Genomic DNA, 14513 nt, shown 5'->3' with positions numbered 1-14513 from the left:
AGTTTAGTTTATTTATGTGATTTCTTATAATTGGTCTTATGGTGTTTTGCGCGGTTTAAACCAAATGGTGTCGCCTTGTTTCCTGATCTGTACGTTCAGGATATTTGCAATTACAAAAAGGGTATTGTCTTTATCGCCCATGGGTACCACCCCATCAATAACACGGTTATACAAAGTGGTATCCTCAAGAATGATCCTGCTGCCATACAAGTCTTCAAAATCCTTAATGATGCTGCCAACAGTTGTGTTTTCGGCAATTACTTTATGGTCCATCCAGGCGGTATAAACCTGGGGATTTGTTGTTGTTTTTACAGCTGTATTTGTGTTTTCATCAAAACGAAAAAGCTCAGCAGGATTCAAAATCGAAGGTTTTAAAGGGTTAATGGCAGATCCTTTTATGGCTACCCTACCCCTGATGAGGGCAACCAGTGTTGTTCCCCGCCTTTCTTTGATGTTAAACTCTGTTCCCAGCACCTGTACTGTCAGGTTTTTTGTATGTGCACTAAAGGGGCTTCCATGGCTTACCTTAAAATAGGCTTCCCCTTTTAAGAAAACTTCCCTGGTATTTTTCCAGTTATAAGCCCTCGGGTACCGGAGTTCTGTGTTGGCGTTTAGCAGGACCTGGCTCCCGTCGGGCAGAAAAACCTGCTGTGTTTTTCCGTAAGGTGTGCGCAGCGTAATGCTGGAATTGAAAAACCATAACGAAGCCGAGAGCAGCATCAGCGCCAGCACTGCTGCAGCCGAAAGAATGGCCATCTGTATTTTTCGCAGTTTATGCCGGTGCTCAGTTTCAATACTTCCGTTGATGTCTTCCCACAAACTTTCCATAAATACACTTCCGGGCTTTAGCCGTCGGGACGACAGGATCAGCCGCAGCTGCAGTTCGGCAGCCTCATAGTCCTGCAGATTCGATGGGCCGGAACTTTTCCATTCTTTCCAGTAACTAAGATCACGTTCTTTATGATGCTTTATGGCATTTATAAAGGAAATATCATCCAGAAAATCAGCGGTTTTGTATGTTTCGTGTTTAGGGTTGATCATGTGATTACGTCTGTTCTTTTATACAAACCAGAAAGCCCGAAAAAACACCCCATGGTTTTGCATTTATTTTAAAAAAAGAAATTTATAAGGTTTAAAACCGTTCCCGGCCCATCAGCAACAGGAAAAGAAGGAGTGACAACGGAAGTTTCATAAGTTCACGCAAGGCCTCCAAAGCACGTGCAGATAATTTATATGCTCCTTTTACAGAGATGTTCATCATTTCAGCAATCTGGTTGTAATCCAGTTCTTCAAAATACCTCAGGTAAAGAATTTCCTTTTGTCTGGGGCTGATCTGGTTCAGCGCATCCAGCAATTGTATGGAAAGCAGATTAAGGTCTTCTTTCCGGATGTATGCCGACTCAAGGGTAAAATCAAGATGAAAAGCATCCGCCTCATTTAAACCGGTCAGCTGCATCCTGTTCTCTATGCCCTTTAATGTAAAAATAGTGTTGCGAAGCGCTGTGATAAGGTAATACTTGATGTTATTGGTTGTGCCAATGGATTTTCTGTTTTGCCAGAGCTTCACAAAAAGGTCATGGATGGCGTCCCTGGTCAGTTCTTCATCCTGCAGTATCCTCATCCCATATTCATACAAATTAGGGCTATAAGTGGTGTAAATGAAAGAAAATGCCTTTTTATCGCCATTTTTAAATAGCTGCCAGGTTACTGAATCATCTGTAAAAGGAAGTTCCATGATCGCCAAAATGCTTTAACATGAGCGCATTAATTTGGTGAAATTAGCAAAAAGCCCTAAGGTTTTAGCCCTTCAACAGCAAAATGTCAAAAGCCGGGCAGATTTGAGCGGTTACAGAATAATCCTGTAGCTTTACAAAAAAGATTGCCAATGGAGAAAATTTTCAATAAAAAGAATGGCCTGAACATCTTGTTTATCGCCATTTTTCTGGTACTTATTTTTGTTCCGGCAGCAAAAGCATTGATGATAAGGGGACTGATGGAAATCGGGCTTTTCAGGCCCGATGTAGCGCAAACCGAAGCGCCGCTGACTGCTGCTGTAAATGACCTTTCGGGTATCCGGTTTAAAGATGCTGCCGGTAAGGAAGTTGACCTGGGCAGTTTAAGAGGAAAAGTTGTTTTTATTAATTTCTGGGCTACTTGGTGTCCGCCCTGCCTGGCCGAAATGCCTGCGGTAAATAAACTGTACAGCCAGTTTAAGGAGGACAAGGGGGTGGTATTTATATTGGTGGATGCCGACAGTGATTTTGCAAAAGCACAACAATACATGGACAGAAAAGGCTATAAAATGCCAGTTTACAATGCGGCAAGCCCTATTCCTGAAGCCATTTTTAAAGGCTCACTGCCCACAACCCTGGTGTTTGATAAAAAGGGTCGTGTTGCTTATAATGAAGTGGGTGCAGCCAATTATGGAAGCGAAAAATTTATAGAATTCTTAAAAAAATTAAAAGCAAGTAACATTTAGGCGCTTAAACCCGTCTTATGTTAAAATAGGTTAAATCGTTACAGATCATTAAAAATTCTGTAATTTTATATACAGCTAACATCAATAAATGGGCCGCTAGACTAATGAAGGTTCATTTTGATAAAAAAACGGATACAGATGAAAACGAACTGGATTTTTGTATGGAGTTGTGCAGCGGCAATGGTTTATGGTACCGCAGGCTATGCACAAAAAACAGAACTGGTAAAGGATCAAAACCCAAGGTACCAGGAAAGCAGGGCCAAATACATTGAACTGGCCGATTCTTTGAACCGCGATCAGGGCACAACTGTTCAGCAGACTTATAAGGCTTACGACTGGTATGAGGCCCGGGAAGAGCGCAGAAAACTGAGGCGGGAACGGAACTATCAGCTGAACCTGAACAGTGGCTATTATTATGGCAGCCCATATTTTTATCCTTCTATAAGCTATGGCAACTATGGCTTTGGCAGGGGCTTTAATTATGGCGGATATCTGGGCTATAGCTGGGGTAACAGCAGGCCCTGGGGCAGATGGTAAAACAGCAAATAAAAACAATAAGATTCAATAATATGCAATTAAAAAGAACAATGACCATTGCGGCTATAGCCGTTTCCGGAATGATAATCAGCTCATGTTCGCGACAAGTTACCCGGGTAAACACAGACCAGGCCATTGATGTAAGCGGCAACTGGAACAATACCGATTCCAGGCTTGTGGCCGAAGAAATGACCCAGACAGTTTTAGGTGGCAAATGGTTATCTACCCATCTGGAAGAGAAGCATGGCAAAAGACCGGTTGTAGTGGTTGGTGTGGTAAAAAATAAAAGCCATGAACATATCGATGCCGAAACCTTTGTTAAAGACGTAGAGCAGGCTTTTATTAAAAGCGAACGTGTACGCCTGGTGCAGGGTGGCAAGAAAAGAGAGGAACTGCGTGCCGAAAAAGCCGATCAGCAGGACAACGCCACAGTATCTACCATGAAAAAGTTTGGCCTGGAAAATGGTGCAGATTACATTTTACAAGGTTCCATAAATTCTATCGTAGATTCCCATAAGCGTAAAAAGGTGGTTTATTATCAGGTAAACCTGGAGCTTACAGATATCCAGACCAATGAAGTGGTATGGATTGGGGATAAGAAAATAGCTAAATACGTTAAAAATTAGTTAGGGGTACCCGGCTAAATACCATAATGATAAATATCCGCAGGAACATTTTTAAAGCATCATTCTTTTTAGGACTGGTGCTTTTTCTTTCCGGCTGTGCCAGCTATAACGACATGATCGCCTCTTATTACAAGCAGATCGCTGCCGGTAATTATACGGAAGCGGTAAAAGAGCTGGATAAGAACAAACTGCTGCAAAAGCCACGCAACAAGCTTCTTTTTCTGATGGAAAAAGGGAAGGCGAGCCATCTTTCAGGCGATTACGAAAATAGCAACCGTTATTTTAATGAGGCCGATCAGCTCTTGGAGAACGGAATAGGCGGAGCTATGGATGCCGTAGTAGGCACACTGGTTAACCCCATGACGCAAAGCTACAAAGGCGAGGACTTTGAGAAGTTTATGATCCATTATTACAAGGCACTGAACTATGTGTACCTGGGGCTTAACGAAGACGCCATTGTAGAGGCCCGACGCATTACACTGCAATCGCAGGAGCAAGGCGATAAGTTCAATGATAAAGATAGCCGCTATTCCAAAGATGCCTTTTCATTGATGCTGCAGGGGCTGATCTATGAACAGGATGGTGATGTAAACAATGCCTTTATTGCCTATAGAAATGCAGCAGAAGTTTACCTGAACAGTAAAGATCAGACTTATTACGGGGTGAAAATACCGGCTGAACTGAAACAGGATGTGTTAAGAATGGCCGACAGGAATGGATTTACTGCCGAATTGAGCCGTTTTGAAGCGCTGTTTGGTATGAAGTACCAGGCAGAGCCCAAGCCGGAAGGTGGCGAACTGATCTTTTTCTGGGAAAACGGATTGGCCCCGGTTAAAAAACAGGAAGAGCTTTTCTTTTCACTGATCAAAGGCAGTAATGGCGACCTCTTCTTTACCAATCTTGGCGGAACGATCATTATCCCCTTTAACCATACGTACAGCAATAGTAATTTTAGCCTCAATGGGGTAGAAAGCCTTCGGGCAACGTATCCCAAATATCAGGCCCAGCCACCCCATTACAGTTCTGCGACACTGAGTAATGGAACACAGACTGTTTCATTTGAAAAGGCTGAAGACATCAACGAACTGGCTTTTAAGACCCTTGACCAGCGTTTTGTGAAGGAGATGGGCAAGGTGCTGACCCGCCTGGCTGTTAAAAAGAGTGCAGAATACGCCTTAAGGCAAAGCGCCAAAGGAAATGGTAAGGATGGGAAAGACAATTCTCTGCTGGAAGGCCTGGGCATTGGCATGCAGTTGTACAGCCTGCTTTCAGAAAAGGCCGACACACGGAACTGGCAATCGCTTCCGGCCAACATCAGTTATACCCGTATTCCACTTAAAAAAGGTGAAAATACCCTTACCCTTGATTTAAAAGGCGCTGGTGGAAACAGTGATTCCAAAACGATAACCGTTAACGGTACAGGAAAACTTCAGTTCTATAATTATTCAACTTTACGCTGATTATTCCCAAATTTGCGTCAATTATTAACCTTACCAACATGCAACAACCTTTTGATATTGAAATCGGAACTACAGCTTATGCCGTGTTTCCGGAAGGCAACGATACTTACGTTATTTTTAAAGATGGCAAAGAATATGTAGAGATCCAGAAGGATACAGATGAGCAATGGCTAAAACTGGATCCTGAAACGGCATTGCCCTTATTTGAACTGGACGAAGAGATCAACGCCATAGGCCGTGCCATCACGGCTTACGTTCCGGAAGAAGAAGATGAAGAAGAGGATTAACCCGACCAGCTGTCGCGGTCTAAACTCCGGTAATGTATGGCTTCTGCAAGGTGCTCCAGCGTAATGACGTCGCTGGCTGCAAGGTCGGCAATGGTTCTGGCCACCTTTAAAATCCGGTCGTATGCCCTGGCCGATAAACCCAGCTTTTCCATTGCTTTTTTAATGAGTGTTTGCCCGGCATCGTCTATTTTACAGATCTCCCTTACCATATTGGGGCTCATCTGTGCATTGTAATGCAGGTTGGCCCGGCTGCTGAACCTGAGGTCCTGAACAGCCCTGGCCCTGATCACCCTTTCCCTGATGGCGGCACTTTTTTCCGCTTTTACGGCCGAAGTCAGTTCATTAAAATTTACCGGGGTAACCTCTACATGCAGGTCTATACGGTCTAACAGCGGCCCCGAAATTTTACTCAGGTACTTTTGTACCTGCCCGGGAGCACAGATACATTCTTTTTCAGGGTGGTTAAAAAAACCGCAGGGGCAGGGGTTCATTGAGGCGATGAGCATAAAGCTTGCCGGGTATTCCACACTCAATCTTGCCCTGGAAATGGTTACCCGGCGGTCTTCAAGGGGTTGCCGCATTACTTCAAGTACACTTCGCTTAAACTCGGGCAGCTCATCTAAGAAAAGGACACCATTATGGGCCAGAGAAATTTCTCCTGGCTGCGGATTGGCCCCGCCACCTACCAGGGCCATATCTGAAATGGTATGGTGCGGACTTCGGTAAGGCCTTTCTGTCATCAGCGCATCGGCTGCATTCAGCTTTCCGGCTACAGAATGTATTTTAGTGGTCTCCAGGGCTTCATGCAGGTTTAAGGGCGGCAAAATTGTAGGCAAACGTTTGGCCAGCATGGTTTTTCCGGCCCCGGGAGGGCCAATCAGGATCAGGTTATGCCCCCCGGCCGCGGCAATTTCCAGTGCCCGTTTGATGTTTTCCTGGCCCCTCACATCCGAAAAATCCTGTTCATAATTGTTGATGTGGTTTAAAAATTCGTCCCTGGTGTTCACCAGTACAGGGTGGGGCGCAAAGGAACCATTAAAAAAAGAAACAACTTCCATTAAATTGCACATCCCATAAACGGCAATGTCGCTTACAATGGCGGCCTCCCTCGAATTCTCCTTGGGCAATATAAAACCTTTAAATCCGGCAGACCGGGCTTGTATGGAAATGGGTAAAGCTCCTTTTATGGGCTGCAGGCCGCCGTCTAACGACAGTTCTCCCATGATGAAGTATTTGTCTACTTCCGGGATTTCCAATTGACCAGAAGCCGCTAAAATGGCGATCGCAATGGGCAGATCGTAGGCTGAACCTTCCTTGCGGATATCTGCAGGGGCAAGGTTGATGACAATCTTTTGCCGGGGCATTTTAAGCCCGGCCGACTGGATCGCACTTTCTATCCTTCTCAGGCTTTCTTTAATTGCATTGTCGGGCAGGCCCACAATGTGGTACCTGTTGCCGCCACCTATACTTACCTCTATGGTAATGGTTAAGGCATCAACCCCAAAAACGGCACTGCCATAAGTTTTTATCAGCATAAAAAAATCGGTCTAAATCCACTACTGTGAATCTAGACCGATTTAACGATATGGTGGTCAAAAATCCTGAAATTATTTTCAGACAAGCCTACATTCTGCCCTGAGGCATTTTAGGCATGTTTTTCATCATCCTTGCTGCGGCAGCGGGATTAGAGAACTGCTTCATCACTTTACGCATGTCCTCAAACTGTTTGATCAGCTTGGTCACTTCCTCTATTTTATTGCCCGATCCTTTGGCAATGCGCAGACGTCTGCTTTGCTGGATACTATCAGGGTTTTCACGCTCGTATTTGGTCATCGACTGGATAATGGCCTCTACATTTTTAAAGGCATCATCTTCAATGTCCACATTTTTCATCATCTTCCCTACACCAGGTATCATGCCCATCAGGTCTTTCATGTTACCCATTTTTTTGATCTGCTGGATCTGGTTGTAAAAGTCGTTGAAGTCAAATTTGTTCTTACGGATCTTTTTCTGCAGTTCTGCGGCTTCTTTCTCGTCAAACTGCTGCTGGGCACGCTCAACAAGGGAAACCACGTCACCCATGCCTAAAATACGGGAGGCCATCCTTTCCGGATAGAATACATCAAGGGCTTCCATTTTTTCGCCTGTACCGATAAATTTGATCGGCTTGTTCACTACAGATTTAATGGAAAGGGCCGCACCACCACGGGTATCACCATCTAATTTGGTCAGTACCACCCCTGTAAAATCGAGCCTGTCGTTAAATGCTTTGGCTGTATTTACGGCATCCTGTCCGGTCATGGCATCTACAACAAAGAGGATCTCATGCGGTTTGGTACTTTCTTTTACAGCGGCAATCTCATCCATCATCTGCTCATCTATTGCTAAACGACCTGCAGTATCTATAATGATGACATTGTTTTGCTGTTTTTTACCCTCTGCAATCCCTTCCAGGGCAATCCCAACGGGGTCTTTAGAGGCCGTGTTGGCATACACCGGAACACCGATCTGCTCGCCAAGGATCTGCAGCTGGTCTACCGCTGCAGGCCGGTATACGTCGCCTGCTACCAGTAAAGGTTTCTTGCCTTTGTTTTTCAGGAAGTTGGCCAGCTTACCGGTAAAAGTGGTTTTACCCGCACCGTTTAAACCGGCAATTAATATAATGGTTGGATTTGTTTTTAAATCAAGCTCCGTTACCTCACCACCCATTAAGGCTGCAAGCTCATCGTTCATGATCTTGGTCAGCAACTGGCCCGGCGAAACAGCCGTAAGTACATTGGCGCCCAAAGCTTTTTCTTTTACCTCATCGGTAAAGCTCTTGGCCGTTTTGTAATTTACGTCGGCGTCTAATAAAGCCTTACGGATCTCTTTCATGGTTTCAGCCACGTTGATCTCGGTAATGCTGCCTTGTCCTTTTAAAACTTTAAACGCACGGTCTAGCTTGTCCTGTAAATTTTCAAACATTTCTTTTAATGCTTAGTGTTCAATTTTTTGTAGCTCCAAAGGTATTAATTTTGGAGGAAAAGATGGGGGAATAATAAAAAGTATTAGCGCGGGAAGATAAACATTACGCCAAGGGCAAGCGTCTGGCTCCCCTGTATCTTGGTATCATTGTCACGGTCAAACAAACCAACACCCGTAAGTGAAACGTTCATCAGCCGGTTTAATTTAGAGGAAATAGAAACATCCAGGCGATGGTCTATGTTGACCAGCGCCCTGTCGTACGGGATAAACATCTGGTACCTTGCCTTAAGCATGGTATTGGTGAACACCTCTTTTTCAAAATTGCTCACAATCTGAAAAGCCAGCTCGTTCTTAAACTTTTTGTTGAAATCGACCCCATATTTTGTCTGACCTTTGGTCATGACCCCGGTACTGAAGTTTTTGGTATAATAAACGGCGGTATCCAGCACAAAAGTTTGTCGCGCGGTTCCGGTACCAATACGTGTAGAAAAGAATTTGTTGGGCTTGTACTCAAAACCGAATGATTCGGTGAGGTAGCCGGGGGCCATAAATTTAGAAATCAGGTATTTGTCTTCAGTTCCTTCTTTATCCTTGCCATAGGCAAAACCAGCATCAAATTGCGATTCAAAACTTACAGATCCAAAGAAATACCAGTTTTTAGACAATTGAATTGCCGCCTTATTGTCCCAGAAAATCCGGTCGCGTGTTTTCTTTTGCAACTGGTCTTTGTTCCTGATCTTCCCATATTCCAGGATCACCTCGCTTACATAGCTATAGCTTTCTTTGGAGTATTCAGCCTTGTAGTTTACCAGGCCGCCTATGGCAAGTGAGTTTACCCCGCCGCCTTTCCAGTTGTTGGAAAAAGTGGCCTGGTTTACATTGATGCCTACAGAAGTCCGGGTTTTCCAGTAGTTTACCCTTGCATCTATTACAATAGGAGTCAGTGGCACCGCTTTAAAAGGAATGGTACCGCTTCTTGAAGGCAGAGGACTCCGCTTTAATTTAATGTCAAGTCCTTTGGTATTGATCTGGATCGTGTCAATCTCCTGTGCTTGCAGGCTTGTCGTACCGATAAAAACTAAAAGTAAGTAGGCATAAAAAATCTTCATTCCTACAAAGAAAAACAAAAAAAATCAAACATACTTTATCCAGGCAAAAAACTTCCTTTTCTTCAGGTAAACAAGGTCATGCTCATGTGCATAGGCCTCTTTTTCAAAAAGGATATTAAAATAGGCCAGGTAGTGATTTTTAAAGCGGACAAGGTTAACCAGGTAATTCAGCAGGTATAACAGGTAAAAAGGCAGGATCAGTAACTCCAGCTGCTGCCTGAAATGGATGCGCTCATGGTTTACCAGCACCGGGTCTGTTTTCATCCGTACATCTTTAATGATGATAAAGGGATATATTGCCATCCCGTTTGCCGGGAGCCTGCTCCATATCAGAAACCAGGGTTTCAAAACTGCTCCACGTTTATTTTAGGCAATGCTGGTAGCCTGAAGGCCGAAGGATTGCGTTTATAGCTGGCATAGCTGTTCCGCAGGTATACCACAAAGGCATAATCAGAAGCCGCTAAAACAAACTGATAGGAAGGCCGGTATTGCTGCATAAAATCTTCTGCTTCATAATCGCTGATCTGCAACACCCGTTTAACATAATCGGGTTTAAAACGGTAATCAATAATGGCCTCCTTATAGTCCCGCTCCAGTATTTTCTGCAAATGCCGGGCATTTTTCCCTTCACGGCTCAACAGGTTATAAATGGCATCAATGCCAAGGCCTGCACCACCCAGGCCTAAATTGAGCAGATCTTTTGCTTTACCCTTGTCCAGTTTATACTTGTATTCCTTTAATGTTTTTTCATGGCGTTCCCTGGGCGTGTATTTGTCGCCTATAATGGCCACCTCCTTTAAGGTAATCCCTAAAGATTTCAGCTGAAAATATACTGCTTTCTGTCCATTTAGCACAACTGTGTCCAGGGCATAACCCTGTAAAACAGCAAACAGCGTATCGCCGGGCTTGGCCTTAATGCTGAACTCGCCTTTAGGGGTATTGTAAATCCCCTCATCATTGGCCGAATTGTAGATGTAAACTTTGGCCAGTCTCAGTTTGGAATCCTTGTCTACCACAAAGCCCTGCACAGTACCCTGCTGTGCAAATACCTTAAATGCCAAACCATAGAAAAGGAGCAGGAGAAAAACCTTCATTTATTACAAAATTACAAGATAACGATAATGCCGTAATAATATTAACATTATTTAACTAAGACCAGCTTTTGTCCGATCTTAATCCCGGTATCTGTAAGGTTATTTAAGGTTTTAAGTTCATCAATGCTGATGTTGAACCTTTTAGAAATGCCATATAGCGTATCGCCCTGTTTAACAGTGTAGCTTGTGGGTTTAAATATTGGCGCAACATCAGGCCTGGCGGCCGAAGTGTCCTGTACTACAGGGGCTGATATCTTTAAGGTATCCGGTGTTTTGAGCACTTGTTTTGACGGAGGGACCTCTACCGGTGTAAACTTCTTCTTCTCGTTAGGGATGTTGGCATTGATCTCTGTAAACACTTTATCTTCCCGCTTCAGCTTGTCCCTTTCCGATTCCGGCTGATCATACTGGTACAGCTGGTACTTATCGATCACATTGATGAGCATGTCGGGATACCTGGGATTTGTGGCGTAGCCAGCCTGCTTTAAGCCATAAGCCCAGTTTTTGTAATCGTTCTTGTCCAGCTCAAACAAAAAACTGTAGCGTTTTCTTTTCAAGAACTCCGAATGGTCTTTATACGATTCCCGGGCATCTTTATATACCCTGAAACAATCGTTTGCCTGGTCGTCATCCTTATAGTAAGCTTTGCCTTTCCATTCAGAGGTACACTTAATGCCAAAGTGGTTGTTGGCATACTTGGCCAGGCTGCTGTTGCCGCTTCCCGACTCGATAATGCCCTGTGCCAGGGTAATGCTGGCCGGAATGCCATATTTGTTCATTTCTTCTACGGCCACAGCTTTAAAGGCTTCAATATAATTTAGTGTGGTATAAGATTTAACATCGGGATTGGCTTTATTGGCTGCCTTTTCAATTTGCTTGTTGTTGCGGCTATACTTTTTAGTTTTACATGCGCTAAAAAAAACAAGGGCCAGTGCTAAGGCTAATAATCTGTTGTTCATTATAGTTTAAGTTTTTGTCCGGGTTTAATGGCCGGGCCTTTTAATCCGTTCTTTTTCATTAATGCTGCGGGCGTAGTGTGTCGCGCTTTGGCAATGTTGTGCAGGTTGTCGCCAGCCTTAACCGTATAGGTTTTTGCAGTGCTTCGCCTGTTGCGGCTGGCTACACGGACTTCCGGTGCTGCAGGTTCTGTATAATCTTCCGGCCTTTCGTCGTATTGATAAAGGTTGTTTTTTTTAATGATGCCAATGATCTGGGCAGCCCAGGTCCGGCTCCTCGCATACCCTCCGCGCTGTATCCCCCTGGCCCAGCTCTTGTAATCGTACTGGTCATATTTGTCAAACAAGGTCCTGAAAGCCATTCTGCTGGTCAGAAATTCTATAAAATGATCGTAAGATTCCAGTGCGCTGGGGTAATCTTTATAAGCAGAACGGATTTCATTGTTGCTGTTTGCCCCTTTTATTCCGAAATGGTTGTTCAGGTAACGGGCAATTTTACTGGTGCCGGCAGCCGATTCATGGATGGCAACCGCCAGGATCACACTTGCCGGAATTTTATATTCACGCATCAGGCCCTGTGCATGCTCTGCATAAGAATCGATGTAATCTTCTGTGGTCTGTGCCGCAGCACTAAAAGTAAGAATGGTAAAACATAGCCCGGTATACAGTAGTGTTTTAAACATAATTATTTTTTTCTGATGACAAATAACCCATCCCTGACCGGCAGGATCAGTTTTTCTATGCGGGTGTCTGCAGCAATTTTATCGTTAAATGTAGTGATATTTCTGGTGTCCTTATCGGGATTGCTGTTCAGTACTTTTCCACTCCACAATACATTATCAACAATGATCAGCCCCCCCGGCCTTACCTTGTCGAAGATCAGGTCGTAATACCTGCCGTTGTTCTTTTTATCCGCATCAATAAAAACCAGGTCAAATGTTTCGTCCAGATGGTTAACCGTTTCTGTGGCATCCCCCAGGATGTATTTTATTTTATCGTTATAGCCCGAGGCTTCAAAATTACGGCGTACCATTTCTTCCAGCTCCTCATTGATGTCCAAAGTATAAATGAGCCCGTTTGCTGTTAAACCTTCGGCCAGGCAAAGCGTGGCATAGCCGGTAAAAGTACCGATTTCCAGAATCCTGCCAGGATTGGTCAGTTTACTGAGCATGCTCAGTACGCGGCCCTGGTAATGCCCGGAAAGCATCCTCGGCATTAAAACCTTAAGGTTCGTTTCCCGGTCAATCTTTTGCAGTAAGTCGCTTTCCGGTTCACAATAACCGAGCAGCAGTTGCTGCATATCGTCGCTAATTAAACTCATATAATTTTCTTATAAACGGTGCTGTTCCATAAAATATTGCAGAATTATAGTTGCCGATATGGTGTCTACACGTTCTTTATTTTTTCTGTCCTGTTTTTTCAGGCCGCTTTGCATAATGGCCTGATGGGCAAGTTTTGAAGTAAAACGCTCATCTATCCAGTATTGCGGAATATCCGGAAAAGTTTTTTTCAAAGTTTTGGCAAAGCCTTTTACATGCTGGGCAGATTCGGAGGGTGTGCCGTCCATTTGTTTGGGGTCGCCAAAAACAAAGGCTTCTACCTGTTCTGCCAACAGGTATTTTTTCAGGTACTCCACAATGTCCTTAGGGTGTATGGTGTCCAGGCCTGTTGCAATAATCTGCAGGGGGTCTGTAACGGCTATCCCGATACGTTTGGTACCATAATCAAAAGCTAGGATTCTGGGCATGCTGGCAAAGATAATAAAACCTGGAGCAAATGGTTAGCCGGCCAGTACTTGTCAACTTTGGGGGCAGTACCACCCAAGTCTTAAAATTTTACTATTTTGCACCAAATGCAATTTAAAGAGATCACCGGTCAGGAAAACGTAAAGCAGCAATTGTTACAAACAGTTGCAGAGAACAGGATCAGTCATGCCCAGTTGTTTTTGTCGTGCGATGGCAGCGGGGCTTTGCCACTTGCTATCGCCTATGCGCAGTACATCAATTGTTTAGACAAACAGGAAAACGACAGTTGCGGGCTTTGTTCATCCTGCCGTAAGTACGAAAAGTATATTCATCCCGATCTGCATTTTTCCTATCCTTTTTTTGCTTCCAAAGATGTAAAAACAGCGGTTGATGTGCTGGAAGAGTGGAGGAGCATGCTCCTGGCCGATGCTTATTTTGATATAGACATCTGGCGATCTAAATTAAATGCCGAGAACAAACAGGCCAATATCAACATTGCAGAATGTCATGATATCATAAAAAAATTAAGCTATAAAGCATTTGAGGCCCATACCAAGGTGCTCATTATGTGGCTGCCCGAATACCTGGATAAAGAAGGGAACGCCTTATTAAAAATTATTGAAGAACCGCCGCAAAACACACTGTTCATTTTGGTGGCCAATAACCAGGAACAAATCCTTTCTACTTTGCTGTCGCGCACACAGATTGTGAAAATACCAAAGCTTTCTCATGCTACCGTAGAAAATTATTTAATGGAAGCACATGGCTTACCCGAAAACCAGGCTACAGAATATAGCTTCCTGGCCGATGGAAACCTGATAGAGGCCAAATCGCTGGTAGCGAATATCCATAACGACAATGCAGATAAGTTTGCCGACTGGCTGCGGATGGGTTATGGCAACCGGGTGCTCGATCTGGCTGCTTTTACTGAGCAGGCCGCTGGCTGGGGAAGAGAAAACCAAAAGAATTTTTTAAAGTACGGCATCAGCTTTCTGAGGGAATGCAGCTTGTTGCTGACTGGGGCCGATGACCTGGTAAAACTGCCTTCAAGGGTACTTGAAACCGCGAAAAAGCTGGCTACCCATGTGCTCGACCTGAATATGGCGGATGCCATTATCTCGGAACTGGAGCAGGCGCATTATCACATTGAACGAAATGCAAATCCTAAAATTCTGTTTTTAGATGTATCTTTACAATTGGTAAAAATAATTAAGTTTAAAACGCTCCCGAAAGGGACTCAATATATATACAATTAA

The 14513-nt window shown here is 44.1% G+C and carries 17 protein-coding genes; 6 read left to right on the top strand and 11 right to left on the bottom strand.

The annotated features are described in order from the left end of the window. Nucleotides 1–36 precede the first annotated feature (36 nt). Both HDC92_RS03680 and HDC92_RS03675 read right to left on the bottom strand, forming a co-directional pair. Complete coding sequence (locus HDC92_RS03680) at nt 37–1041, bottom strand: FecR family protein (RefSeq protein ID WP_183872417.1); 1005 nt, start codon at nt 1039–1041, stop codon at nt 37–39. Between the two features lie 91 nt (nt 1042–1132). After that, a complete protein-coding gene (locus tag HDC92_RS03675; protein WP_012780239.1) occupies nt 1133–1735 on the bottom strand; it encodes an RNA polymerase sigma factor in 603 nt (200 codons plus the stop codon). 150 nt (nt 1736–1885) lie between these two features. On the opposite strand from HDC92_RS03675, the gene HDC92_RS03670 reads away from it, so the two are divergent. From HDC92_RS03670 to HDC92_RS03650, 5 genes are all read left to right on the top strand, one after another. Beyond that, nucleotides 1886–2479, top strand: a complete 594-nt coding sequence (locus HDC92_RS03670; protein WP_012780240.1) for a TlpA family protein disulfide reductase — start codon at nt 1886–1888, stop codon at nt 2477–2479. Between the two features lie 138 nt (nt 2480–2617). Further along, complete coding sequence (locus HDC92_RS03665; protein ID WP_183872415.1) at nt 2618–3016, top strand: hypothetical protein; 399 nt, start codon at nt 2618–2620, stop codon at nt 3014–3016. A 32-nt stretch (nt 3017–3048) separates the two neighbouring features. Then, nucleotides 3049–3642, top strand: coding sequence for a penicillin-binding protein activator LpoB (locus tag HDC92_RS03660; RefSeq protein WP_183872413.1), 594 nt, complete (start codon nt 3049–3051; stop codon nt 3640–3642). 26 nt (nt 3643–3668) lie between these two features. Continuing rightward, nucleotides 3669–5102: a COG3014 family protein gene (locus HDC92_RS03655; protein WP_183872411.1), complete on the top strand. Its 1434-nt coding sequence runs from the start codon at nt 3669–3671 to the stop codon at nt 5100–5102. Nucleotides 5103–5140: 38 nt separating this feature from the next. Beyond that, on the top strand, nt 5141–5389 hold the full coding sequence (locus HDC92_RS03650; protein WP_012780244.1) for a hypothetical protein: 249 nt from the start codon (nt 5141–5143) through the stop codon (nt 5387–5389). Here the strand turns inward: HDC92_RS03650 and HDC92_RS03645 are convergent. From HDC92_RS03645 to ruvX, 9 genes are all read right to left on the bottom strand, one after another. After that, a complete protein-coding gene (locus HDC92_RS03645) occupies nt 5386–6924 on the bottom strand; it encodes a YifB family Mg chelatase-like AAA ATPase (protein ID WP_183872408.1) in 1539 nt (512 codons plus the stop codon). The genes HDC92_RS03650 and HDC92_RS03645 overlap by 4 nt on opposite strands. An 88-nt stretch (nt 6925–7012) precedes the next feature. Next, nucleotides 7013–8353: a signal recognition particle protein gene (ffh, locus tag HDC92_RS03640; RefSeq protein WP_012780246.1), complete on the bottom strand. Its 1341-nt coding sequence runs from the start codon at nt 8351–8353 to the stop codon at nt 7013–7015. 83 nt (nt 8354–8436) lie between these two features. Next, nucleotides 8437–9462 (bottom strand): DUF3078 domain-containing protein, encoded by a 1026-nt coding sequence (locus HDC92_RS03635; protein ID WP_183872406.1) that lies wholly within the window; start codon nt 9460–9462, stop codon nt 8437–8439. A 24-nt stretch (nt 9463–9486) separates the two neighbouring features. Then, nucleotides 9487–9810, bottom strand: a complete 324-nt coding sequence (locus tag HDC92_RS03630) for a hypothetical protein (protein ID WP_183872404.1) — start codon at nt 9808–9810, stop codon at nt 9487–9489. Further along, entirely contained in the window at nt 9807–10556 is a 750-nt protein-coding gene (locus HDC92_RS03625) for a hypothetical protein (RefSeq protein WP_183872402.1), read from the bottom strand. The genes HDC92_RS03630 and HDC92_RS03625 overlap by 4 nt, the downstream gene beginning before the upstream one ends. Nucleotides 10557–10603: 47 nt before the next feature. Further along, nucleotides 10604–11515 carry a glucosaminidase domain-containing protein gene (locus HDC92_RS03620; protein ID WP_183872400.1) on the bottom strand — a complete coding sequence of 304 codons (912 nt, stop codon included), beginning with the start codon at nt 11513–11515 and terminating at the stop codon, nt 10604–10606. After that, complete coding sequence (locus HDC92_RS03615; protein WP_183872398.1) at nt 11515–12195, bottom strand: glucosaminidase domain-containing protein; 681 nt, start codon at nt 12193–12195, stop codon at nt 11515–11517. Before HDC92_RS03615 ends, HDC92_RS03620 begins: the two co-directional genes overlap by 1 nt. Nucleotides 12196–12197: 2 nt before the next feature. Continuing rightward, nucleotides 12198–12833 (bottom strand): O-methyltransferase, encoded by a 636-nt coding sequence (locus tag HDC92_RS03610; RefSeq protein WP_012780252.1) that lies wholly within the window; start codon nt 12831–12833, stop codon nt 12198–12200. A gap of 9 nt (nt 12834–12842) precedes the next feature. Next, the gene (gene ruvX, locus HDC92_RS03605; protein ID WP_012780253.1) at nt 12843–13259 is read right to left on the bottom strand and encodes a Holliday junction resolvase RuvX; all 417 of its coding nucleotides are present in this window, start codon (nt 13257–13259) and stop codon (nt 12843–12845) included. 105 nt (nt 13260–13364) lie between these two features. Here ruvX and HDC92_RS03600 point away from each other — a divergent pair, with 105 nt between their 5' ends. Beyond that, nucleotides 13365–14513, top strand: a complete 1149-nt coding sequence (locus HDC92_RS03600; RefSeq protein WP_183872396.1) for an ATP-binding protein — start codon at nt 13365–13367, stop codon at nt 14511–14513.

It is taken from the genome of Pedobacter sp. AK017 (assembly GCF_014200825.1).
In the GTDB taxonomy this organism is placed as follows: domain Bacteria; phylum Bacteroidota; class Bacteroidia; order Sphingobacteriales; family Sphingobacteriaceae; genus Pedobacter; species Pedobacter heparinus.
This window is presented reverse-complemented; position numbering and strand designations above follow the sequence as displayed.

Bases quoted from the DNA above. Each gene is read 5' to 3' on its own strand.
- HDC92_RS03650 (WP_012780244.1), top strand. From the start codon at position 5,141: ATGCAACAACCTTTTGATATTGAAATCGGAACTACAGCTTATGCCGTG.
- HDC92_RS03620 (WP_183872400.1), bottom strand. From the start codon at position 11,515: ATGAACAACAGATTATTAGCCTTAGCACTGGCCCTTGTTTTTTTTAGC.
- HDC92_RS03665 (WP_183872415.1), top strand. From the start codon at position 2,618: ATGAAAACGAACTGGATTTTTGTATGGAGTTGTGCAGCGGCAATGGTT.
- HDC92_RS03645 (WP_183872408.1), bottom strand. From the start codon at position 6,924: ATGCTGATAAAAACTTATGGCAGTGCCGTTTTTGGGGTTGATGCCTTA.
- ffh (WP_012780246.1), bottom strand. From the start codon at position 8,353: ATGTTTGAAAATTTACAGGACAAGCTAGACCGTGCGTTTAAAGTTTTA.
- HDC92_RS03655 (WP_183872411.1), top strand. From the start codon at position 3,669: ATGATAAATATCCGCAGGAACATTTTTAAAGCATCATTCTTTTTAGGA.
- HDC92_RS03660 (WP_183872413.1), top strand. From the start codon at position 3,049: ATGCAATTAAAAAGAACAATGACCATTGCGGCTATAGCCGTTTCCGGA.
- HDC92_RS03680 (WP_183872417.1), bottom strand. From the start codon at position 1,041: ATGATCAACCCTAAACACGAAACATACAAAACCGCTGATTTTCTGGAT.
- HDC92_RS03615 (WP_183872398.1), bottom strand. From the start codon at position 12,195: ATGTTTAAAACACTACTGTATACCGGGCTATGTTTTACCATTCTTACT.
- HDC92_RS03625 (WP_183872402.1), bottom strand. From the start codon at position 10,556: ATGAAGGTTTTTCTCCTGCTCCTTTTCTATGGTTTGGCATTTAAGGTA.
- HDC92_RS03675 (WP_012780239.1), bottom strand. From the start codon at position 1,735: ATGGAACTTCCTTTTACAGATGATTCAGTAACCTGGCAGCTATTTAAA.
- HDC92_RS03635 (WP_183872406.1), bottom strand. From the start codon at position 9,462: ATGAAGATTTTTTATGCCTACTTACTTTTAGTTTTTATCGGTACGACA.
- HDC92_RS03600 (WP_183872396.1), top strand. From the start codon at position 13,365: ATGCAATTTAAAGAGATCACCGGTCAGGAAAACGTAAAGCAGCAATTG.
- ruvX (WP_012780253.1), bottom strand. From the start codon at position 13,259: ATGCCCAGAATCCTAGCTTTTGATTATGGTACCAAACGTATCGGGATA.
- HDC92_RS03610 (WP_012780252.1), bottom strand. From the start codon at position 12,833: ATGAGTTTAATTAGCGACGATATGCAGCAACTGCTGCTCGGTTATTGT.
- HDC92_RS03670 (WP_012780240.1), top strand. From the start codon at position 1,886: ATGGAGAAAATTTTCAATAAAAAGAATGGCCTGAACATCTTGTTTATC.